Source organism: Saccharopolyspora rectivirgula DSM 43747 (genome assembly GCF_000497205.1).
Lineage (GTDB): Bacteria > Actinomycetota > Actinomycetes > Mycobacteriales > Pseudonocardiaceae > Saccharopolyspora > Saccharopolyspora rectivirgula.
The window spans coordinates 73626-93946 of record NZ_AYJW01000002.1 but is presented as its reverse complement, the minus strand read 5'-3'; the positions used below and the strand labels follow the sequence as shown (position 1 = coordinate 93946).

General features: G+C 70.3%; 21 protein-coding genes and 1 riboswitch. Of the genes, 15 read left to right on the top strand and 6 right to left on the bottom strand.

Annotation, left to right across the window (positions count from 1 at the left end; translation table 11 throughout):
* Nucleotides 1-105: 105 nt before the first annotated feature.
* Entirely contained in the window at nt 106-771 is a 666-nt protein-coding gene (locus SREC43747_RS0101195) for an esterase/lipase family protein (protein ID WP_029719327.1), read from the top strand.
* Nucleotides 772-875: 104 nt separating this feature from the next.
* Nucleotides 876-2318: an aminotransferase class I/II-fold pyridoxal phosphate-dependent enzyme gene (locus tag SREC43747_RS0101190; RefSeq protein ID WP_029719326.1), complete on the top strand. Its 1443-nt coding sequence runs from the start codon at nt 876-878 to the stop codon at nt 2316-2318.
* A 121-nt stretch (nt 2319-2439) separates the two neighbouring features.
* On the opposite strand, the gene SREC43747_RS0101185 is transcribed toward SREC43747_RS0101190, so the two are convergent.
* Nucleotides 2440-2709, bottom strand: coding sequence for a DUF1876 domain-containing protein (locus tag SREC43747_RS0101185; protein ID WP_029719325.1), 270 nt, complete (start codon nt 2707-2709; stop codon nt 2440-2442).
* A gap of 179 nt (nt 2710-2888) precedes the next feature.
* Nucleotides 2889-3013, top strand: a riboswitch (cobalamin riboswitch).
* A 436-nt stretch (nt 3014-3449) separates the two neighbouring features.
* Here SREC43747_RS0101185 and SREC43747_RS0101180 point away from each other — a divergent pair.
* From SREC43747_RS0101180 to cobA, 3 genes are read left to right on the top strand one after another with little or no spacing between them, the layout of a single operon-like run.
* Nucleotides 3450-4091 (top strand): precorrin-8X methylmutase, encoded by a 642-nt coding sequence (locus SREC43747_RS0101180; RefSeq protein WP_236622956.1) that lies wholly within the window; start codon nt 3450-3452, stop codon nt 4089-4091.
* Nucleotides 4088-4975: a sirohydrochlorin chelatase gene (locus tag SREC43747_RS0101175; protein ID WP_029719323.1), complete on the top strand. Its 888-nt coding sequence runs from the start codon at nt 4088-4090 to the stop codon at nt 4973-4975. Before SREC43747_RS0101180 ends, SREC43747_RS0101175 begins: the two co-directional genes overlap by 4 nt.
* A complete protein-coding gene (gene cobA, locus SREC43747_RS0101170) occupies nt 4956-6185 on the top strand; it encodes a uroporphyrinogen-III C-methyltransferase (RefSeq protein ID WP_051387507.1) in 1230 nt (409 codons plus the stop codon). Before SREC43747_RS0101175 ends, cobA begins: the two co-directional genes overlap by 20 nt.
* Before the next feature lie 2 nt (nt 6186-6187).
* On the opposite strand, the gene yaaA is transcribed toward cobA, so the two are convergent.
* Entirely contained in the window at nt 6188-6931 is a 744-nt protein-coding gene (yaaA, locus tag SREC43747_RS0101165) for a peroxide stress protein YaaA (protein ID WP_029719321.1), read from the bottom strand.
* A 241-nt stretch (nt 6932-7172) separates the two neighbouring features.
* Here yaaA and SREC43747_RS0101160 point away from each other — a divergent pair, with 241 nt between their 5' ends.
* Complete coding sequence (locus SREC43747_RS0101160; protein WP_029719320.1) at nt 7173-8921, top strand: proline--tRNA ligase; 1749 nt, start codon at nt 7173-7175, stop codon at nt 8919-8921.
* A gap of 34 nt (nt 8922-8955) precedes the next feature.
* Here SREC43747_RS0101160 and SREC43747_RS0101155 read toward each other — a convergent pair whose 3' ends face one another.
* Complete coding sequence (locus SREC43747_RS0101155) at nt 8956-9642, bottom strand: HAD family hydrolase (RefSeq protein ID WP_081722365.1); 687 nt, start codon at nt 9640-9642, stop codon at nt 8956-8958.
* 40 nt (nt 9643-9682) lie between these two features.
* Nucleotides 9683-10093, bottom strand: coding sequence for a secondary thiamine-phosphate synthase enzyme YjbQ (locus SREC43747_RS0101150; protein WP_029719318.1), 411 nt, complete (start codon nt 10091-10093; stop codon nt 9683-9685).
* 49 nt (nt 10094-10142) lie between these two features.
* Between SREC43747_RS0101150 and SREC43747_RS0101145 the strand changes: the two genes are divergently transcribed.
* Both SREC43747_RS0101145 and SREC43747_RS19500 read left to right on the top strand, forming a co-directional pair.
* Nucleotides 10143-11177 (top strand): aminotransferase class V-fold PLP-dependent enzyme, encoded by a 1035-nt coding sequence (locus tag SREC43747_RS0101145; RefSeq protein WP_029719317.1) that lies wholly within the window; start codon nt 10143-10145, stop codon nt 11175-11177.
* Between the two features lie 81 nt (nt 11178-11258).
* On the top strand, nt 11259-12116 hold the full coding sequence (locus SREC43747_RS19500) for a hypothetical protein (RefSeq protein WP_236622955.1): 858 nt from the start codon (nt 11259-11261) through the stop codon (nt 12114-12116).
* Here SREC43747_RS19500 and SREC43747_RS0101135 read toward each other — a convergent pair whose 3' ends face one another.
* A complete protein-coding gene (locus SREC43747_RS0101135; RefSeq protein WP_029719315.1) occupies nt 12117-12560 on the bottom strand; it encodes a ferritin-like domain-containing protein in 444 nt (147 codons plus the stop codon). It abuts the gene before it with no gap.
* Nucleotides 12553-13002: a ferritin family protein gene (locus tag SREC43747_RS0101130; RefSeq protein ID WP_236622954.1), complete on the bottom strand. Its 450-nt coding sequence runs from the start codon at nt 13000-13002 to the stop codon at nt 12553-12555. The genes SREC43747_RS0101135 and SREC43747_RS0101130 overlap by 8 nt, the downstream gene beginning before the upstream one ends.
* A gap of 299 nt (nt 13003-13301) precedes the next feature.
* Between SREC43747_RS0101130 and rimP the strand changes: the two genes are divergently transcribed.
* The 7 genes from rimP to SREC43747_RS0101100 all read left to right on the top strand — a co-directional run bounded on the left by rimP (nt 13302) and on the right by SREC43747_RS0101100 (nt 20250).
* Entirely contained in the window at nt 13302-13859 is a 558-nt protein-coding gene (rimP, locus tag SREC43747_RS0101125) for a ribosome maturation factor RimP (RefSeq protein ID WP_029719313.1), read from the top strand.
* The gene (nusA, locus tag SREC43747_RS0101120; RefSeq protein ID WP_029719312.1) at nt 13856-14938 is read left to right on the top strand and encodes a transcription termination factor NusA; all 1083 of its coding nucleotides are present in this window, start codon (nt 13856-13858) and stop codon (nt 14936-14938) included. Before rimP ends, nusA begins: the two co-directional genes overlap by 4 nt.
* A 56-nt stretch (nt 14939-14994) precedes the next feature.
* Nucleotides 14995-15357, top strand: a complete 363-nt coding sequence (locus SREC43747_RS20430) for a YlxR family protein (RefSeq protein WP_081722364.1) — start codon at nt 14995-14997, stop codon at nt 15355-15357.
* Nucleotides 15358-15449: 92 nt separating this feature from the next.
* Nucleotides 15450-18263 (top strand): translation initiation factor IF-2, encoded by a 2814-nt coding sequence (gene infB, locus SREC43747_RS0101115; protein ID WP_029719311.1) that lies wholly within the window; start codon nt 15450-15452, stop codon nt 18261-18263.
* A gap of 67 nt (nt 18264-18330) precedes the next feature.
* Nucleotides 18331-18624, top strand: coding sequence for a DUF503 domain-containing protein (locus tag SREC43747_RS0101110; protein ID WP_029719310.1), 294 nt, complete (start codon nt 18331-18333; stop codon nt 18622-18624).
* A gap of 21 nt (nt 18625-18645) precedes the next feature.
* Nucleotides 18646-19149, top strand: coding sequence for a 30S ribosome-binding factor RbfA (gene rbfA, locus SREC43747_RS0101105; protein WP_029719309.1), 504 nt, complete (start codon nt 18646-18648; stop codon nt 19147-19149).
* Between the two features lie 72 nt (nt 19150-19221).
* Nucleotides 19222-20250 (top strand): DHH family phosphoesterase, encoded by a 1029-nt coding sequence (locus SREC43747_RS0101100; RefSeq protein WP_236622953.1) that lies wholly within the window; start codon nt 19222-19224, stop codon nt 20248-20250.
* Nucleotides 20251-20321: the final 71 nt, after the last annotated feature.

The window sequence follows — 20321 nt, the reverse complement described above, 5'->3', positions numbered from 1 at the left end:
ATTTCGGCGGAACGCCCGCGAGACTGGTGATTTCGCCGATGTGCCGGGGGCTGATCTTCGCCAAGTATTGCTGCGTCTCCAGAATTCAACGTCCTGGGAGGCGCAATGCGTCGATTGTTCGGTGTGCTGCTGGCGTGTTTGGCGCTCGCAGTCCTCAGTCCCCTGGGCACCGCCCACGCGGCCGGCAAGAACCCAGTGGTGTTCGTGCACGGTTACACCGGGAGCGCTTCGAACTGGGTGGCCGCCCAAGCGTACTTCCGGCTCCAGGGGTACGACTCCAGCCAGTTGCACGCTTTCGAGTACGACTGGAGCCAGTCCAACGAGATCAGCGCGGCTCAGCTCGGCGACTTCATCGAGCAGGTGCTCCAGGAAACCGGAGCGGACAAGGTGGACATCGTCAACCACTCGATGGGCGGGCTGGTGACGCGCTGGTACATGAAGGAACTCGGCGGGCACGTCAACGTGGGGCACTGGGCTTCGCTGGCCGGGGCCAACCAGGGGACCACTTACGCCAGCGCGTGCCTGATCTACCGGTCGTGCCAGGAGATGCTGCCCGGATCCAGCTTCGAGCGGCAGCTGAACTCCGGTGATCCCACGCCGGGTGACGCGGAGTACGCGACGTGGTACTCGCCCTGCGACGGCATCATCGTCCCCTACACCAACACCCGGGTCGACGGCGCCCAGAACAACCTGGTGGCTTGCGAGACCCACCTCGGGTTCCTGACCAACACCGATGTGTTCGGTGAAGTGGTCGACTTCTTCGAGAGCTGATCACCGCCACGGACACCGCGGAGCCCGCAGCCGCGGTGTCCGTTCGCGTCCGCGGGTTCCCGCCGTCGCAGCCGAGTGGAAAGCTGGGCGGGGTGAACGCTCACATGACACCGGAGGAATTCCGGCGCCTCGGCAAGCAGGTGGTGGACTGGATCGCCGACTACTACGCCGGAATCGAAGAACACCCGGTGCGTTCCGCGGTGCGGCCGGGTGAAGTGCGGGAGAAGCTGCCGGCACGCCCACCGGAGCACGGCGAACCCTTCGAGGCGGTGCTGCGGGACCTGGACCAGGTGCTGCTGCCCGGGGTGACGCATTGGCAGCACCCCGGTTTCTTCGCCTACTTCCCGGCGAACGCCAGCGGGCCGGCGGTTCTCGGCGATCTGCTCTCCAGCGGCCTGGGGGTGCAGGGGATGCTGTGGGCGACCAGCCCGGCTTGCACCGAGCTGGAAACCCTCGTCGTCGACTGGCTGGTCGAGCTGCTGGGCCTGCCGGAGCGCTTCCGCACCGACTCCACCGGTGGTGGGGTCGTCCAGGACTCGGCTTCCAGCGCGGCGCTGGTGGCACTGCTGGCGGCCCTGCAGCGGGCCAGCGACGGGCAGGTGGCCGAATCCGGGATCACCCGGCGGTACACGGTCTACGTCTCCGAGCACACCCATTCGTCGCTGCAGCGCGCGGCCCGGATGGCCGGGGTGGGGGCCGCCAACGTGCGGGTCGTCGAGGACGATCCGCGGACGTTGGCGATGGATCCGGCGCACCTGGCCGAGCTGATCGCCGAAGACGTCGCGGCCGGCGCGGTGCCCACCATGGTCTGCGCGACGATCGGCACCACCTCCACCACCGCCGTGGACCCGGTGCCCGAGATCGGGAGGGTTTGCCGCCAGCACCGGGTGTGGTTGCACGTGGACGCGGCATATGCCGGGGTGGCCGCGGTGTGCCCGGAGTTCCGCTGGATCAACGACGGGGTCGCCGACCACGCCGACTCCTACTGCACCAACCCGCACAAGTGGCTGCTGACCAATTTCGATTGCAGCGTGCTGTGGATGGCCGACCGGGCCCCGCTGATCAACGCCCTGTCGATCCTGCCGGAGTACTTGCGCAACCCGGCGACGCTGTCCGGTGCGGTGATCGACTACCGGGACTGGCAGGTGCCGCTGGGGCGCAGGTTCCGCTCGTTGAAGCTGTGGTCGGTGCTGCGCTGGTACGGCGCCAGCGGGCTGCGCGAGCACATCCGCACCACTGTCGGCTTGGCCCAGGAGTTCGCCGCCCTGGTGCGCGACGACCCGGAGTTCGAGCTGCTGGAGCCGCACCCGTTCTCCCTGGTGTGCTTCCGGCCGCGGTTCCCCGGGCTGCCGGTGGAGGAGGCCAACCGCCGAACGCTGCAGCTGCTGGAGACGCTCAACGACAGCGGTGAGCTGTACCTGTCGCACACCAAGGTGGACGGGCGGGTGCTGCTGCGGCTGGCGGTGGGGTCCCCGCAGACCGAGCGGCGGCACGTCCTGGCCGCTTGGGAGCGGATCCGCCGGGAGGCCATCGCCGCGGGGCAGTAGCCGGCGGACCGCCGCGGAAAAGGCCCCTCCCGCGGGAAGGGGCCTTTCCGGTCGCTCGGCGCTGGCCGGCGGGGGTGCTGGCGCACTGGTGCTACCACCCGGACATCCGCTGCGAGTGGTTTCAAGCCGGGAGGTGCACCCGCCGGTGCAACCGTTCGCCTATGTCGTGCGCCGCGTTGTCCAGGAGCTTGTGCGCCAGGTCGAACAGGGCGCGGGCGATGGCGATCTCGTCACCGATCTCCGGTACCTCGGGGTCGTCCGGGTGCCGTCGGGCCGTGCCGTGCCCGTGCATGGCCATGCCGCTGGGCGTGGTGAATCCAACATCGCAAGTGGTCTTCGCCCCGGTCTCGACCACTTGGAGGTTCAGGGGGATCGAGCGGGTCTCGTTCATGGCTGCCTCCTGCTGTCTGATCGTTCCCATCCGCGTTGTCCTGCGCTTTCGCGGTTTCCGTCCGCGGGGCGCGGTGGGGACGGCCGGTCATCTCCCGAGTACCCGCCAATGCCGGTGACCGAACTCACCATGTTTGACCTCCGGTGAGTTACGGGCGAGGATACAGCGGCCGGCGGTCGCAGGAACCCGGTGCGAATCCGGGACGGTCCCGCCACTGTGACCGGGGAGCGAACCCCGCTCGTGCCACGGCTGCGCTCAGCTGGAAGGCCGGGGATCTCGCGGTGATCCGGGAGTCAGGAGACTGCGCGTCGGCCCGTGCTGGCAGGTGGCGCGGAGGCAAGGTCCCTTGGGCGGGTGAACCCGGAGGATGCCGTGATCGTGATGTCGGATCCTGCCGTCGGGCAGTGGTGCACCGGACGGCGCAGCGCGCGACCGCGCGGAGCAGCTGCACTGCGCCGGACCGGAGGCGGTTCGCCGCGAGGCCGGTGCGGTTCTGCAGTCCGCGCCCCGCGCTCGGCCGCCGCGACCGCTGCGCGGATCTCGCCCCTACCGAAGTCGTCGCCAACGGCGGCTGCGCCGATCTCGCTGCGCGCCGCATCGATGTTCACTGTGGACGTTCTTGTTCCGGTGCCGCCCTCCCCGAGCGGTACCCGGTCGCGGTCCAGCACCGCGATGGTCCGCGGAACCGAGTCGGTCCTGTTCGGACACCATTCCGATGGGCGAGAGCGGACGGAGGTCGCGTGAGCAGCACTCCGGAACCGAACGGTCTGGGCGGTGTTCGGAAATCGGTGCACCCAATAGAAGTCGAGTCCTACCGGATCATGCGGTCCAGGGTGGACTTCAGCTTCTTCCCACCGCTCACCAGGGAAGTCGTGGAACGCATCGTGCACACCACGGCGGACCCGAGCTGGGCGGGTGAAGTGGTCGCCAGCGAACCCGCGCTGCAGGACGGCCGGCGAGCTCTGCTCGCCGGGGTGCCGCTGATCGCCGACGTGCGCATGGTGGCGGCCGGTGTCACGGTCCGCCAGGCCGAAGTGGCCATCGCCGAGGACGGTGTCGCCGAGCTGGCCGCCGAAACCGGGCTCACCCGCTCGGCAGCCGGGATCCGGCTCGCCGCCGCCAAACACCCCGACGGGGCGGTGTGGGCGATCGGCAACGCACCGACCGCGCTGGCCGAACTCCTCCGGCTGGCCGCGGCCGAACAGGTGCGACCGGCACTGGTCATCGGGGTGCCCGTCGGATTCGTGGGAGCGGTGGACGCCAAAGCGGAGCTGCGGCGCAGCGGCCTGCCTGCGGTGAGCACGCTGACCGAACGCGGCGGAGCAGCGATCGCTGCAGCAGCCGTGAACGCCCTACTCTACTGGACAGGAGGTAGCCGGTGACCGAACCGCTGCTGGTCGTTGGCCACGGCACCACGGACAACACCGGAGTCGCCGAGTTCAACGCGTTCGTCGAACGCGTTCGCACCCGCATGGCCCCCGCCGGGACCGACGTGTCGGGCGGGTTCATCGAACTGTCCGCCCCGCCGGTGGCCACCGCCTGGGGCGAACTGGTCGAGCGCGGCCACCGCCGGATAGCAGCGGTCCCGCTGGTGCTGGTCGCAGCCGGCCACGGCAAGGGCGACATCCCCGCGGCCCTGGAGCGCGAGGTCCGCCGCAACCCCGGGACCTCCTTCGTCTTCGGCCGGCCGCTGTGGCCGCACCCGCTGCTGCTGGAAGTGCTCGCCGAGCGGATCGAGGCCCGAGTCCCCCGGGAGGAGTGGGCGGAAACCGCTGTCGTGCTGGTCGGTCGGGGCTCCACCGATCCCGACGCCAACGCCGAAGTGTGCAAGGCCTCACGGCTATTGCAGGAAACCGGTGGTTTCGCCACAGTGGAAACCGCCTACATCTCCCTCACCAGGCCGGGAGTTCCCGGCGGACTGGAGCGGGCTCGCAGGCTGGGCGCGAAGAAAGTCGTCGTCGCACCCTTCTTCCTGTTCGACGGGGTACTGCCGCAGCGCGTGGTCGAGCAAGCCCGGGAGTACGCCGACTCGGCACCGGACATCGACGTCCGGGTCGCCAGCTACCTCGGAGACTGCGATGCCCTGGTCGACGTCGTCGTGGAGCGCTACCACGAAGCCCTCCACGGAGACATCCGGATGAACTGCGACACCTGCGCCTACCGCGTTCTCCTGCCGGGGTTCGAGGACAAGCTGGGCGCGCCGCAAACCCCGCACCACCACCCAGACGATCCAGCCGGACACGGACATGCACACAGCCACCACTGACCAGACCCCGCAGCTGCCCTACCTGGCCGGGCTGAACCTCACCGGCCGGCGAGCGGTGGTGGTGGGCGCGGGCACCGTAGCGCAGCGCCGCCTGCCCCGACTGCTCAACGCGGGGGCTGCGGTGGAGGTGATCGCCCCGGAGGCCACCCCTGCGGTGGAGGCGCTGGCCGAAGCCGGCGAACTGGTCTGGCACCGCCGCGAGTACCGCTCCGGCGACCTGGACGGGGCCTGGTACGCCATCGCGGCCACCTCCGACCCGGAGGTGAACGCCGCGGTCGGGGCCGAAGCGGAGCAGCAGCGGGTCTTCTGCGTGCGCTCGGACCACGCCGCGGCGGGCACCGCGGTCACCCCGGCGGTCGGCGAGCACGACGGCCTGCTGGTGGGGGTGCTCTCCGGGGGCAAGCCGCGGCGCAGCATCGCGGTGCGCGACGCCCTCGTGGAGGCCTTGCGGACCGGGACCGTGGACGTGCACGCCGAACCGGTCGCTCCCGGGGTGGCGCTGGTCGGGGGTGGACCGGGCGCGGCGGACCTGATCACCGTGCGGGGCCGCCGCATGCTGGCCAAGGCCGACGTGGTGGTGGTCGACCGCCTGGCTCCGCGGGAGCTGCTGGAGGAGCTCGGACCGCACGTCGAGGTGATCGACGCCGCCAAGATCCCGTACGGCCGGGCCGCCAACCAGGAGGTCATCAACCGCACCCTGATCGAGAAGGCGCAGGCCGGCAAGTTCGTGGTGCGGCTCAAGGGCGGTGACCCCTACCTGTTCGGGCGCGGCTTCGAGGAGCTGCTCGCCTGCGCCGAAGAAGGCGTCCCGGTCACCGTGGTGCCCGGCATCACCAGCGCGTTCGCCGCCCCGGCGCTGGCGGAGGTGCCGGTGACGCACCGCGGAGTGGCGCACGAGGTGGTGGTCGTCTCCGGGCACGTGCCGCCCGGGGACCCGCGTTCCCTGGTGGACTGGCCGTCCCTGGCCCGGCTGCGCGGCACCCTCGTGCTGCTGATGGCCGTCCAGCGGATCGAGCAGTTCGCCGAGGTGCTGGTGCAGCACGGCCGCGACGCCGCGACCCCGGTGGCGGTGGTCCAGGAGGCCAGCACCGGGGCCCAGCGCTCGCTGCGGACCACGCTGGCCAAGGTCGCCGAAGAAGTCCGGCAGCACGAGATCAAGCCGCCGGCGGTGGTCGTCATCGGACCGGTGGCGGGGCTGCGGGGGGCCTGAGCTCAGGCCGGCACCACCAGGCACAGCTGGCGCGCCGACTCCCGCTCCACCCGCAGGCCCGCGTCGTGGGCGAGGTCGATGACGTCCTCGACGGTCTCGGGCTCCGCGTCGGCCTGCACCACGGCTCGGGCCAGCTTGCCCTTGTGGGCCTTGTTGTGGTGGCTGATCACCTTGCGCTGGCCGAGCTCGTTCTCCGACAGCACGCGCAAGCCCACCGCGCCCGGGATGGCGGCCAGCGCGGCGTAGGCGCTGGAGCGCAGGTCCAGCACGAGCCCGCTGATCTCGGCCAGCACCGGTTCCAATGCCGCCCGCCAGACCCGGCGCAGCGAGCCGACGCCGGGCAGGCTGTTGCCGGCGGAGAGCCGGTAGGCCGGGATCATGTCGTTGCCCCGCAGCAGACCGAACAGCGCCGAGGCGACCGCCAGCCGCTCGCCGGCGCGCTCCTGCTCCGCTGTGGACAGGGACGGGATGTCGAGCGCGTCGTAGAGGACCCCGGTGTAGCGGCGCAGCGCCGGGGTGGTCGGGGAGTCCCACAGCTCGGTGTTGCGGTGGACTTCGTCGATCTGCCGCTCGGTGAGCTTGAGGACCCGCAGGCTCTCCGGAACATCGTCCGCCAAAGTGGACAGCGCGTCGAGGAGCTTGCGGCGGGTCGGGTTCAGCTCCGGGAACGACAGGTCGTCCAGCTGCAGCGGGCCGCCGGTGCCACCCGCGGCCTTGGTCTCCGATGGGGGAAGCACGATCAGCACCTCACCAGCCTAGGAGAGCGCTGGTCCCCGCTGCTCACCCGCCGCGAGCGCCGCTCCTCGGCGGACGACCCGCCGGGGCAGGGAGAAGGCCGCTGCCGGTTGGGCACCCGGCGGTGACCGCGCCGCTCCCGCAGGGGGACACTGGGTGCGGCACACCGGGCGAGTCGCTGGCAACGAACAGCGGAGCGCCGGTTACGCTGCCCGAACAACCCGAAAAACCGCGGACGAGGAGCCAGTAGCCGTGATCACTAGGATGTCGACCCTGTTCCTGCGTACCTTGCGCGAGGATCCAGCCGACGCCGAGGTGCCGAGCCACAAGCTGCTCGTTCGTGCGGGGTACGTGCGGCGGGTCGCTCCGGGCATCTACTCCTGGCTGCCGCTGGGCCTGCGGGTGCTGCGCAACGTCGAGCGGGTGGTGCGCGAGGAGATGGACGCCATCGGCGGCCAGGAGATCCACTTCCCGGCGTTGCTGCCCAGGGAGCCCTACGAGAAGAGCAACCGCTGGACCGAGTACGGCCCGAACCTGTTCCGGTTGAAGGACCGGAAGGGCAACGACTACCTGCTCGGCCCCACCCACGAGGAGCTGTTCACCCTCACCGTCAAGGGCGAGTACAGCTCGTACAAGGACTACCCGGTCATCCTCTACCAGATCCAGACGAAGTACCGGGACGAGGAGCGCCCCCGCGCCGGTGTGCTCCGCGGCCGCGAGTTCGTCATGAAGGACTCCTACTCGTTCGACTTGGACGACGAGGGGCTCAGCGAGTCCTACCAGCTGCACCGGGACGCCTACATCCGGATCTTCGACCGGCTCGGCCTGCGCTACGTCATCGTCAAGGCGACCTCCGGAGCCATGGGTGGTTCCGCGTCGGAGGAATTCCTCGCCGAGAGCGAAACCGGCGAGGACACCTTCGTCCGCAGCACCGAGTCCGACTACGCGGCCAACGTCGAAGCGGTCGTCACCCCGGTTCCCCCGGCGGAGCCCATCGAGGGCAAGCCGGCGGCCGAGGTGCACTACACGCCGAACACCCCCACGATCGAGAGCCTGGTCGACTACCTCAACGCCAACACCGACCGGAAGTTCACCGCAGCGGACACGTTGAAGAACGTGCTGGTGAAGGTCCGGCAGCCGGGAGCGGACGAGTGGGAGCTGCTGGCCGTCGGGGTCCCGGGGGACCGGGAAGTCGACATGAAGCGGCTGGAGGCCTCCCTGACCCCGGCCGAGGTGGCCCTGCTCGAAGAGGAGGACTTCGCCGCCAACCCGTTCCTGGTCAAGGGCTACATCGGTCCGAAGGCCCTGCAGGAGAACGGGGTCCGCTACCTGGTGGACCCGCGGATCGTGCCGGGCACCGCGTGGGTCACCGGTGCTGACAAGCCCGACCACCACGTGGTGGACCTGGTCTGCGGCCGGGACTTCACCCCGGACGGCACGATCGAGGCCTCCGAGGTGAAGGAAGGCGACCCGTCGCCGGACGGCAAGGGCACCTTGGTCGCCGCCCGCGGCATCGAGATCGCCCACATCTTCCAGCTGGGCCGCAAGTACGCCGACGCCTTCGAGCTGGACGCGCTCGGCCAGGACGGCAAGCCCAAGCGGATCACCATGGGCTCCTACGGCATCGGGATCTCCCGGCTGGTCGCGGCGATCGCCGAGCAGAGCCACGACGACCTCGGCCTGGTGTGGCCGCGCGAGGTCGCCCCGGCCGACGTGCACATCGTGATCGCCGGCAAGGACGAGGCGATCTGGGAGCGGGGCGAGGCCATCGCGGCCGAGCTGGACGCCGCCGGGGTGCAGGTGGTCCTCGACGACCGCACCGTCTCGCCGGGCGTGAAGTTCGCCGACGCCGAGCTGCTCGGGGTGCCCACGATCCTGGTGGTCGGCAAGGGACTGGCCAAGGGCGGCGTGGTCGAGGTGCGGGACCGCCGGAGCGGGGAGCGCACCGAGGTGCCCGCCGACGACGCCGTGCAGCACTTGGTCGGCGTGGTGCGCGGCTGATCCCGGGGCGGGCAGCCGCGCCCGCCCCCTCGCGTCAGGTGAGCGCGCCGAGCACCCGCTCGGTGTCGGCCAGGTGGGGCAGCACGTGGTGCGCCCCGGCTGCCCGCAACTCCTCCTCGGTGTGCCCGCCGGTGGCCACCCCCACCGCCACCGCGCCGAACCGGAGCGCCCCGGCGACGTCGTGCGGGGTGTCGCCGACGACCACCACCGAGCCCGCGTCGATCTGCCGACCGGTCCGCGCTTCGGCCTTGCGGACCGAGTCGGCGATCAGGTCGTGCCGGTGGTGGGAGAGGTGGCCGAACCCGCCGAGGCCGAAGTCGAGGTGCTCCTGCAGGTCGAAGGCGGCCAGTTTGTGGTGGGCGACTTCGGGCAGGTTGCCGGTCACCGGGGTTTGGGCGATGCCGTCCGCGCTGGCCAGGTGGGCCAGGGCCTGAGCCGCTCCCGGCATCGCGCTGCCCTGCGCGGCGAGTTCCTCCCGGGTGGCCTCGACCGCCTTGGTGAGGGCGGTGAACATCGCCGAGACGGTGTCGTCGTCCGCCGGGAGGCCGTGGGTGTTCAGCACGTCCGTGGTGATGGCCAGTTCGGTCCGCCCGGCGGTGTTCGGCATGCGGATGAGGTCTTTCCCGGTGACTTCGGCCAGCGCCTTGCGGTACCAGCGGGTGCCGAAGCCGCGCGCGTCGATGAGCGTCAGGTCGATGTCCCAGAGAACGAGCCGGCGCATTCGCGTCATCCTGCCAGGAAAAACTCGGGGGTCAACCGGCTCATCCGGCCAGGAAGTCCAACTGCACGCGGCGGACCGGGTTGTCCTTGTTGGTGTCCACCAGGCAGATCGACTGCCAGGTCCCGAGGGCGAGCTGGCCGCCGCGGACCGGGATCGTCGCGTACGGCGGGAGGAAGGCCGGCAGCACGTGGTCCCGCCCGTGCCCGGGGGAGCCGTGCCGGTGCCGCCAGCGGTTGTCGGCCGGCAGCAGGTCGCCGAGCGCGGTCAGCAGGTCGTCGTCGCTGCCCGCGCCGGTTTCGATGATCGCCAGCCCGGCGGTGGCGTGCGGCACCCAGACGTTGAGCAGGCCTTCTTCCGCGCCTGCCGAGCGCAGGAACTTCGTGCACTCGGAGGTCAGGTCGTAGACGGTTTCCCGGTTCCCGGTGCGGATCTCGAGTTCTTCGCTGTGCATGTCTCCAAAGTAGGTGCCGACCGTCCTCCCGGGTGGCACGATGCCTGCCATGCGGCAGGCTTTCGGTGGTTGGTTCGACGTCCCGGACGGGTACCTGAACACGGCGAACATCGGGGTTCCGCCCGCGGCGGCCGCGGACGCGGTGGTCGAATCGGTGCAGCGCTGGCGCTGCGGGATCGGTCGGGTCGAGGACTTCGCGGAGCCCGTCGCCACGGCTCGCAGGGCTTTCGCCCGGCTGATCGGGGTGGACGCCGAGCGGGTCGCGATCGGTGCTTCCGTGGCGCAGCTGGTCGCGCTGGTGGCGTCGAGCCTCCCCGACCGGGCTCGGGTGCTCGTCGCGGCGGGCGAGTTCACCAGCGTCACCTTCCCCTTCGCCGCGCAGCAGGACCGGGGAGTGCGCGTGACCGAGGTCCCGCTGGAGGAGCTCCCGGAGCGGGCCGGTGGGCACGACGTCGTCGCGGTCAGCGCGGTCCAGTCCGGCTCCGGGCGCCTGGTCGACCTGGCCGCGCTGCGGGAGGCGGCCGAGCGCCACCACGTCCGGGTGCTGCTGGACGTGACGCAGGCCGCCGGGTGGCTGCCGTTGGAGCTGTCCTGGGCCGACTGGGTGGTCTGCGCCAGCTACAAGTGGCTGCTGGCTCCGCGCGGGGCCGCGTGGTTGGCGGTGCGGCCGGATGCGCCGCTGCGCCCGGTCGTCGCCAACTGGTTCGCGGGGGAGGAGCCCATGGACACCATCTACGGGCTGCCGCTGAGCTTGGCCGGCTCGGCACGCCGGTACGACCTGTCCCCGGTGTGGTTCTCCCACGTGGGGGCGGCGGTCTCGATGGAGTGGCTGGCCGGGCAGGACATCGCTGAGATCTCCCGGCACTGCGTCGGGTTGGCCGACGAGTTCCGCACCGCGCTGGGGATGCCGCCGGCGGGGTCGGCCATCGTCTCGGTCGACCGACCAGACGCTGTGACCAATCTCACCAAGGCGGGAATTGCCTGTTCCGCTCGGGCGGGCCGGGCGCGGCTCTCGTTTCACCTGTACAACACTCGCGATGATGTGGCGCGAGCGGTGCGGGCCTTGGGAGGAACGCTCACCTAGTCCGCTCCGAGTTGTTCGTCCTGTTATGCACAAGCGATACGGTTGGTGTTCGTGCCAGACCCACACGGTGCCCCAGAAGATGTGACGGGGTCATATTCGAATGCGCAGCGTAAAACCACACCGCTGCGCCGGGACAACTCCCTCATCCAATCGGAGCGCGCTCCGGGGCCGGACGAGGAGAAGACCCGCCCCGCCTTCGCGCCGCCGGACACCCAGCAGTCGCCGGGAACCCGGCAGTTCCAGTCGCCGGGCACCCGCCAGTTCGACGCGGTACCGGCGCAGCCGCCGCCCCGGCAGGAAACCCCTCCCGGGTTCGCCGGTGGTTCCGGGACCGGTCCGGGGAAGCTCTCCCCGACCGGATGGCTGCTCCGCGGCCTGGGCCTGGTGGCGATCTCGGTCGTTTCCGGCCTGCTGTGGCTGGCGATCAAGCCGGCTCCGGAGGAACCGCCGGAGGAGCCCGGTCAGCCGGAGCTGAAGTACACCTTCAACCAGGTGATGCGGGTGGAAGGGGGTGTGCAGGGCTGCCAGCGGGTGTCCAGCGACAAGATCGCCGAGTACTTCGAAGAGCACGAGTGCGAGCACCTGTCCCGGGCGCTGTACAGCACGCTCACCCCCACCGGGGAGCGGGTGCTGACCTCGGTGATCACCGTGCTGATGCCGGACGAGCAGAGCGCCCAGCAGCTCAACCAGCTGGCCACCCAGGACAACACCGGCAACGTCCGCGACCTGGTGGACGACAACAACCTCGGCACCGAGGGCCTGCCCAGGTTGAACGACAAGGCGTACGCCTCGGACCAGCAGGGCAGGCTGGTGGTGATCGGGGATTCGGCCTACTACGACAAGAAGACCCCGGAGAAGGATCCGCAGCTGGTGGACATCACCAAGGAGGCGCTCAAGCTCGGTTGGCCGCAGGAGCGCGACCAGCTGCCACCGCGCTGATCAAGGCCGACCGGGGAAGACGGGTGCGGCCGGCCGCTGGCCGGCCGTGATCCGCCAGCGGGTGCAGCGGGTGGCGGAATCGGTGAGCCCGGTGAGCGCGAGCCGCCGCAGCTCGGCGTTCTCGCTGTTCTCCAGCACCGAGCGCCACCCGGTCTGGCAGTCCTGCTCGGCGGTCACCAGCAGCTGGATCGCGGACTTCTCGTCGGTGACCTCCTGGTCGATGTCGTAGGCCGGTTGCGCGGCAGGGGGCCGCTGCCCGGCGTCCTGGAGGACCCGTTGGGCGTTGTCGCGCTGCCGGGCGTGCTCCTCGGCGGCCTCGACGACGGCGGAACGCACGCTGGAACTGGTGAACGCGGTGGCGAAGCCGTAGACCCACACGGCGGCGTGCTCGGCGCTGATGGCGTCCCGCAGCGCGTCGGTTTCGGTTTCGGACAGCTCACTCACCGAGGACCTCCAGAAGGCACGCGCAGCTCGCGGAGATCGAGCCGGTCAGACCGGCCCGGTAGGGCGGTAGTTCGGCGACCAGCTTCGCGGCGGTTCCCTGGCTGGCCCGGAGGGCTTCGCGCAGGGCGTCCGCGGCGGCCGAAGCCGACCTCGGGGCCTGCTGGTCGGGGGGTTCCGGAACGGACGGCCCGGCGTCCGGGTCCGGGGGGTTCACCCGCTCGATTTCCCGCTGCAGGGCTTCGGCGTGCTGTTCGCGGGCGTTGGCGATCTCCTCGGCGGTTCCCGCCAAGCCGGGGTAGGCCTTGCCGACGGCTCGGGCCAGCTTGGCGTCGGCCTTGGCGGACTTGGCCAGGGACAGCAGCGGATCGGGGGACTGATCGCCGGAGCTGCAGGCCGCTGCGCCGGCGGCGAGCAGGGGGAGCGCCGTGAACAGGCGGAGCACTGCTCGGCGAGAAAACCCGAATTGGGCTCGTGAGTGGGTCTCCACGTCGTCCTATCCTGCCAGCGATCCGCCGCGGAGATCACTTCGGGCCCGGTCGGCGACGGTGGCTGTCAATCCGCCGATCGTTTGGGTCCCAGGGCGGAGTGGCTCGCAGCCGGACGCGCTACCCTGGGCGACCGCGGACAGCGCTCCGGCGCTGGTCGGTGTAAGTTGAGCGATTCGGTACGGACAGACGTCGGTGCGGGTGCCCTCCCGCAGCGCCGTGGTCTGAACCAGATAACGGAAATGGGGAGCCCAACGTGTCCAGCCCGCCTAGTGGAGCGGTTACCGCGCAGCTGGAGCCCGTCGTAGCCGAAGCGGTGGCGGACGCGGGCTTTGATCTGGAGGAGTTCGAGGTTCAGCAGGCCGGCCGCCGTCGGCTGGTCAAGGTGGTCATCGATTCCGACGAGGGCGTTGAGCTCGATCAGATTTCCGACGTCAGTCGTGCCGTTTCGGCGGTGTTGGATGCCCACGAGCACGTGCTGGCCGGTCCGTACACGCTGGAGGTCACCTCACCCGGGGTGGACAGGCCGCTGACCCGGGTACGCCATTGGCGCCGGGCTCGCTATCGGTTGGTCAAGATCCGGCTCGCCGACGGGGCGAAGTTGGTGGCGCGGGTCGGCGAGGCCGATGATGAAGGTGTCACGGTGCTGGTCGACGGCAAGCTGCGCCGGTTGACCTACCGTGAAATCGAGCGTGCGGTTGTGGAGGTGGAGTTCCGGCAGCCGCCGGCGGAGGAACTGGCCAAGCTCGAGCGGGCTGCGGGCGGCGTTTCCCAGCAGGGGGACGACCGGGGAAACACGGAGGAGTCGAGGTGAACGTCGACATCGCGGCGCTGCGGGCGATTGAGCGCGACAAGGACATCCCGTTCGAAACGGTCCTGGAAGCGATTGAATCCGCGCTGCTCACCGCTTACCGCCACACCGAGGGGCATCAGCCGCATGCCCGGGTGGAGGTGGACCGCAAGACCGGTGTGGTGCGAGTGATCGCCCACACCCTGGCGCCCGACGGCAGCATCGAGGAAGAGTGGGACGACACCCCGGAGGGGTTCGGGCGCATCGCGGCGACGACTGCGCGGCAGGTCATCCTCCAGCGGCTCCGCGACGCAGAGCACGAGCGCACCTACGGCGAGTTCTCCACCAAGGAGGGCGAGATCCTCGGTGGTGTCATCCAGCGGGACGCGCGGGCCAACGCCCGGGGCATGGTTGTCGTCCAGTTCGGTGACAGCGAAGGTGTGATTCCGGCCGCTGAGCAGGTGCCGGGGGAGAAGTACGAGCACGGCACCCGGATTAAGTGCTACGTCGTGGGCGTTTCCCGGGGTGCGAAGGGAACGCAGATCACCCTCTCGCGCACCCACCCGAATCTCGTCCGCCGGCTGTTCGCCCTGGAGGTCCCGGAAATCGCGGACGGTACGGTGGAGATCCCGGCGGTCGCTCGGGAGGCGGGGCACCGCTCCAAGATCGCGGTCCGGTCCACGCTTCCCGGGGTGAACGCCAAGGGTGCGTGCATCGGCCCGATGGGGGCCCGGGTGCGCAACGTGATGAGTGAGCTCGGTGGTGAGAAAATCGACATCATCGACTACTCGGACGATCCGGCGACGTTCGTCGGGAACGCGCTGTCCCCGGCGAAGGTGGTTTCCGTGGAAATCGTCGACGAGCGCGCCAAGGCCGCGCGCGTCGTGGTCCCGGACTTCCAGCTTTCGCTGGCAATTGGTAAAGAAGGACAGAACGCTCGGCTAGCTGCACGGTTGACTGGGTGGCGGATCGACATCCGCAGCGATGCGGACCCCGACTCGCCCACCACGTCGGCGGGCCAGGCTCCGAACCAGGAGCCCAGCTCGGCGGCAGGGCTCGACCCGGCCGTCGGCGGGCTGCCGACCGTGGGTTCGGCTGAGTAAGTTCTCGGGTTAGAATCACAGGAGGTTCGACGGAGGGAGCGGCAATCCACACACGTATGTCCGGTGACCGAGGCGAGAGTCGAGGGCCGGTTCGTACCTGCGTGGGCTGTCGGGTCCGGACGTCGTCCCTCGAGCTACTTCGTGTAGTGGCCGAGGTCGGTCGGGCTGGTCCCGTCGCCGTTCCTGATCCGCGACGCAGGCTGCCGGGACGGGGAGCTTGGCTCCACCCGGATCTCGGTTGCCTTCGTTCTGCAGAGCGGCGTCGGGCTTTTCCGCGCGCCTTGCGCGTGGCGGGGAAGCTCGATTTATCGGCTGTGCATGACTACCTGGCTGCCCAGCAGCGAAGGGCTCACAAGGAGACCGACGTGGGATCCGTCCCACGCCAGGCAGTAGAAGGAAAGCAGGTCGACCCGTCATGAATCAGCCGTGAAGCTGAAGCCATGAACGCGCATCGGCGATAGGACGAGGTCGAGCGGGACTGCCGCCCGGCCTCACCCAGACGAGGAGAGCAGTGGCAGGCAAGGCCCGCGTGCATGAGCTCGCGAAAGAGCTCGGTGTAACCAGCAAGGAAGTATTGAACAAGCTCGCCGAGCAGGGCGAGTACGTCAAGTCGGCGTCCTCCACCGTGGAGGCCCCGGTGGCGCGCCGACTGCGTGACGCATTCGCCAAGTCGGCGGAGAGCAAGGATGGCGACGGCGCTCAGCCGGCCAAGGGCGCCAAGGCTGGCCCCAAGCCCGGTCCCAAGCCGGGCCCGAAGCCCGAAGCGCCGGCGGCGCAAGCTCCCAAGCCCGGTCCGAAGCCGGGCCCGAAACCAGGACCGAAGCCGGGTCCTCAGCCGACGAGCAAGCCGGCTGAGTCGACGCCGGCTGCCGAAGCTCCCAAGCCCGGTCCCAAGCCCGGTCCCAAGCCCGGCCCGAAGCCGGGTCCCAAGCCGGGCAGCCGCCCCGGCGAGTCCGGTGTTGTCCCGCCCAAGCCCCAAGCGCCCAGGCCTGGTCCGCGTCCGCCGCGGGTCGGCAACAACCCGTTCGGCGTGGGCAGCGGTTCCCCGCAGCGGGCGCCGCGGCCCGGCCAGCAGCGCGGTGGCCAGGGTCCTGGTCGCCAGCAGGGCCAGCAGCGCGGTGGCCAGGGCGCGGGCACCGCTGGTGGTTCCCGGGAAGGCGCTCCGCGTCCGAACCCGGGCATGATGCCGCCTCGCCCGAACCCGGGCATGATGCCGCCTCGCCCGCCGCGCAGCGGTGCTGCCAGCGGTGGCGGCGGCGGTGGCCGTGGCGGTGGTCGCGGTGGCGGCCGTCCCGGCGGCGGTGGCCGTCCGGGTGGCGGCGGCGGTTTCCGCGGCGGCCCCGGTGGCGGTGGCGGTTTCCGCGGACGTCCGGGTGGCGGTGGCCGTCCGGGACGTGGCGGCACTGCCGGTGCCTTCGGGCGGCCTGGCGGTCCGTCCAAGCGGAGCCGCAAGTCGAAGCGGCAGAAGCGCCAGGAGTACATGGAGAACATGCAGGCGCCGTCGGTGGGCGGTGTTCGCCTGCCGCGCGGCAACGGCGAGACCGTGCGCCTGCGCCGTGGTGCTTCGCTGTCCGACTTCGCCGAGAAGATCAACGCCAACCCGGCTTCGCTGGTGCAGGCGATGTTCCACCTCGGCGAGATGGTGACCGCGACCCAGTCGGTTTCCGACGAGGTCCTCGAGCTGCTCGGCCAGGAGATGAACTACAAGGTCGAGATCGTCAGCCCGGAGGACGAGGACCGGGAGCTGCTGGAGTCCTTCGACGTGCACCTGGGCGACCCGAACAGCTCCGACGAGGAGCTGAAGCCGCGGCCGCCGGTGGTGACCGTCATGGGTCACGTCGACCACGGCAAGACCCGACTGCTGGACACCATCCGCAAGAGCAACGTCCAGGCCTCCGAGGCCGGTGGCATCACCCAGCACATCGGTGCTTACCAGGTGACCACCCAGCTCGAGGGCGAGGAACGGCAGATCACCTTCATCGACACCCCGGGTCACGAGGCGTTCACCGCGATGCGTGCCCGTGGTGCGAAGTCGACCGACATCGCCGTGCTGGTGGTGGCGGCAGACGACGGCGTGATGCCGCAGACGGTGGAGGCGATCAACCACGCCCAGGCGGCTGGTGTGCCGATCGTGGTGGCGGTCAACAAGATCGACTTGGAGGGGGCCAACCCCGACAAGATCCGCCAGCAGCTGACCGAGTACGGCCTGGTCGCGGAGGAGTACGGCGGCGACACGATGTTCGTCGACATCTCCGCCAAGCAGGGCCGGAACATCGAGGGCCTGCTGGAGGCGATCCTGCTCACCGCGGACGCCACGCTCGACCTGCGGGCGAACCCGAACATGCCGGCCCAGGGCGTCGCCATCGAGGCGCACCTGGACCGCGGCCGCGGCCCGGTGGCGACCGTGCTGGTGCAGCGCGGCACGCTGCGCATCGGTGACTCGGTGGTCGCCGGTGACGCCTACGGCCGAGTGCGCCGGATGATCAACGAGAACGACGAGGACCTCCAGGAGGCCCCGCCGTCGAAGCCGGTGCAGGTCATCGGGTTCACCTCGGTGCCGGGTGCTGGCGACACCTTCCTGGTGGTCGGTGAGGACCGGGTGGCCCGGCAGATCGCGGACCGCCGCGGGGCGCGGATGCGCGAGGCCCAGAACGCGGCCAAGCGCAAGCGCGTCAGCCTGGAGGACCTGGACAAGGCCCTCAAGGACACCAACCAGCTCAACCTGATCATCAAGGGCGACAACGCCGGTACGGTCGAAGCCCTCGAGGACTCGTTGACCAAGATCGAGGTCAGCGACGAGGTCGAGCTGCGGGTGATCCACCGCGGTGTCGGCGGCATCACCGAAAGCGACATCAACCTGGCGACCGCCGAGAACACCATCGTGCTGGGCTTCAACGTCCGAGCGGACAACAAGGCATCCGAGGTTGCCAACCGCGAGGGCGTGGAGATCCGGTACTACTCGGTGATCTACCGGGCGATCGAGGACATCGAGCAGGCCCTCAAGGGCATGCTCAAGCCCGAGTACGAGGAAGTCGCGCTCGGCAAGGCGGAGGTCCGCGAGACCTTCAAGTCCTCGAAGGTCGGCACCATCGCCGGCTGCCTGGTCACCGAGGGGATCATGCGGCGGAACGCCAAGGCGCGTCTGTTGCGCGACAACGTGGTCATCGCCGAGGACCTCACCATCGCTTCGCTGAAGCGGTTCAAGGACGATGCCACCGAGGTGCGCGACGGTTTCGAGTGCGGTCTGACGCTCGGGTCGTACAACGACATCAAGACCGGGGACGTCATCGAGACCTACGAGATGCGCGAGAAGCCGCGCACGTGACTCGCCCGCTGACGGGGCCGTCTACCGGCGGCCCCGTCACGCGGTCCACTGCGCGGTGGAGAACACTATGTATGTCGGTGCGCTCGAACTGGACGTTCTGCTGGGTGATGTCCGCTCGCTGAAGCAGAAGCGGGGCGTCATCCGTCCGGTGCTCTCCGAGCTGCGGCGGCGGTTCGACGTCGCAGCCGCGGAGGCCGGTGACCAGGACCTCTATCGGCGTGCGCTGCTGGGGGTTGCGGCGGTGTCCGGGGATGCCGGGCACGTCCGCCAGGTGCTCGAGGCTTGTGAACGTCTGGTTGCCGGGCGCCCTGAATTGGAACTGCTCTCGGCTCGGCACCGAATGCTGGGTCCGGAGGACTGATGTCGTTGAAGGAGGTGCGCCGTGGCTGATACGGCGCGCGCCCGCAGGCTTGCCAAGCGCATTGCCCAGATCGTCGCCACTGGCCTGGAGCACCAGGTCAAGGACCCGAGGTTGGCGATGGTCACCATCACCGGGGCGAAGGTGACCCCGGACCTGCGGGACGCAACGGTCTACTACACCGTGTTCGGTGACGAAGCGGATCAGTCGTCCACCGCTGCGGCGCTGTCCCGGGTGACCGGTTTCCTGCGGTCGATGGTGGGCCAGCAGACCGGGGTGCGGTTCACCCCGACGCTGACCTTCGTCCCGGACACCGTGCCGGACCAGGCACGCCGGGTGGAGGAGCTGCTGGCCAAGGCCCGGGAGGCCGATGCCGAGGTGGCTCGGCTGGCGTCCAACGCCCAGCCGGCCGGGGATCCGCAGCCCTACCGGGTGCCGGAGGAGGGGGACCAGGAGCCCGCCTCGGACTCGTCCGACGCCGATGAAGAGGACGGATCCGAGTTGCGCGGTGGGCCACACAGGGCTTGACCTCCGGATCCGCTTCCGGTGGGTTGGGGTTGATGGTTCAAGTGGCCCAGACCGGTCTTGGAGGTGACGCCGGTGGACGGCCCATCCGGTGAGGACGCCGATCGGGATCGTTTGACCGCGGACGTCGCTGCGGCGGCCCGCCGGCTGTCCACCGCCACCGATGTCGCGGTGCTCGGCCACGTCAACCCGGACGCCGATGCGCTCGGCAGCGCGTTGGCGTTGGCGATGGGGTTGCGGCGCCGCGGGTGTTCCGCGCGGGTCTCCTTCGGCGAACCGGCGGAGCTGCCGCGCTCCCTGCGCGGGTTCGACCCGGAAGGCCTCGTCGTGCGTCCCGAGGACGTGCCGCGGGTGCCGGAGGCGCTGGTGGTGTGCGATTGCGACTGCCCGGAGCGGCTCGGGAAGCTGGCGGACCGGGTGTCGGCCACCGCTGAGGCCGGCGGGGACGTGATCGTGCTCGACCACCACGCGTCGAACACCTCGTTCGGCACGTTGAACGTGGTGGACCGGGGGGCGGAGGCGACCGTTCGGCTCGTGCTCGACCTGCTGGACGAGCTCGGCGTGGAAGTCGACCTGCCGATCGCCCGCTGCCTGTACGCCGGTCTGGTCACCGACACCCGCTCGTTCCGGCACGCGAGCGCGCAGACGCACCGGGTCGCGGCGCGGCTGCTGGAAGCGGGGGTGGACCCGGCGGGCACAGCGCGGCAGCTGATGGACGCCCACCCGTTCCGCTGGTTGCGGATGCTGTCGGCGGTGTTGGCGGAGGCGCAGCTGGAGCCGGCCGCGGCCCGGGGCCTGGGTCTGGTGCACGCGACCGTCCGGTTGGCTGATTCGGCCGGGTTGAGCAGCGAGGACCTCGACGGTGTGATTGACCTCGTGCGCACCGCTGCGGAAGCTGAGGTGGCCGCGGTGCTCAAGGAGACCGCGCCGCGGACGTGGGCGGTGTCGCTGCGGGCGAACAGCCGGCTGGACGTGGGTCGAGCGGCGGTGGCGTGCGGTGGTGGCGGCCACCGGCTCGCCTCCGGGTTTTCCGCCACCGGATCTGCCGAGGAGGTCTTGCAGCGGCTCCGGGCCGCGTTGGAGACGGCGCCGTTGTTGTCGTGATCTGCCCGGTTGGTGCTGTGCCCGGGCGAGTCGTTCTTCGAGTCCTTGCCTGCCGTGGTGACGGGAGCTGG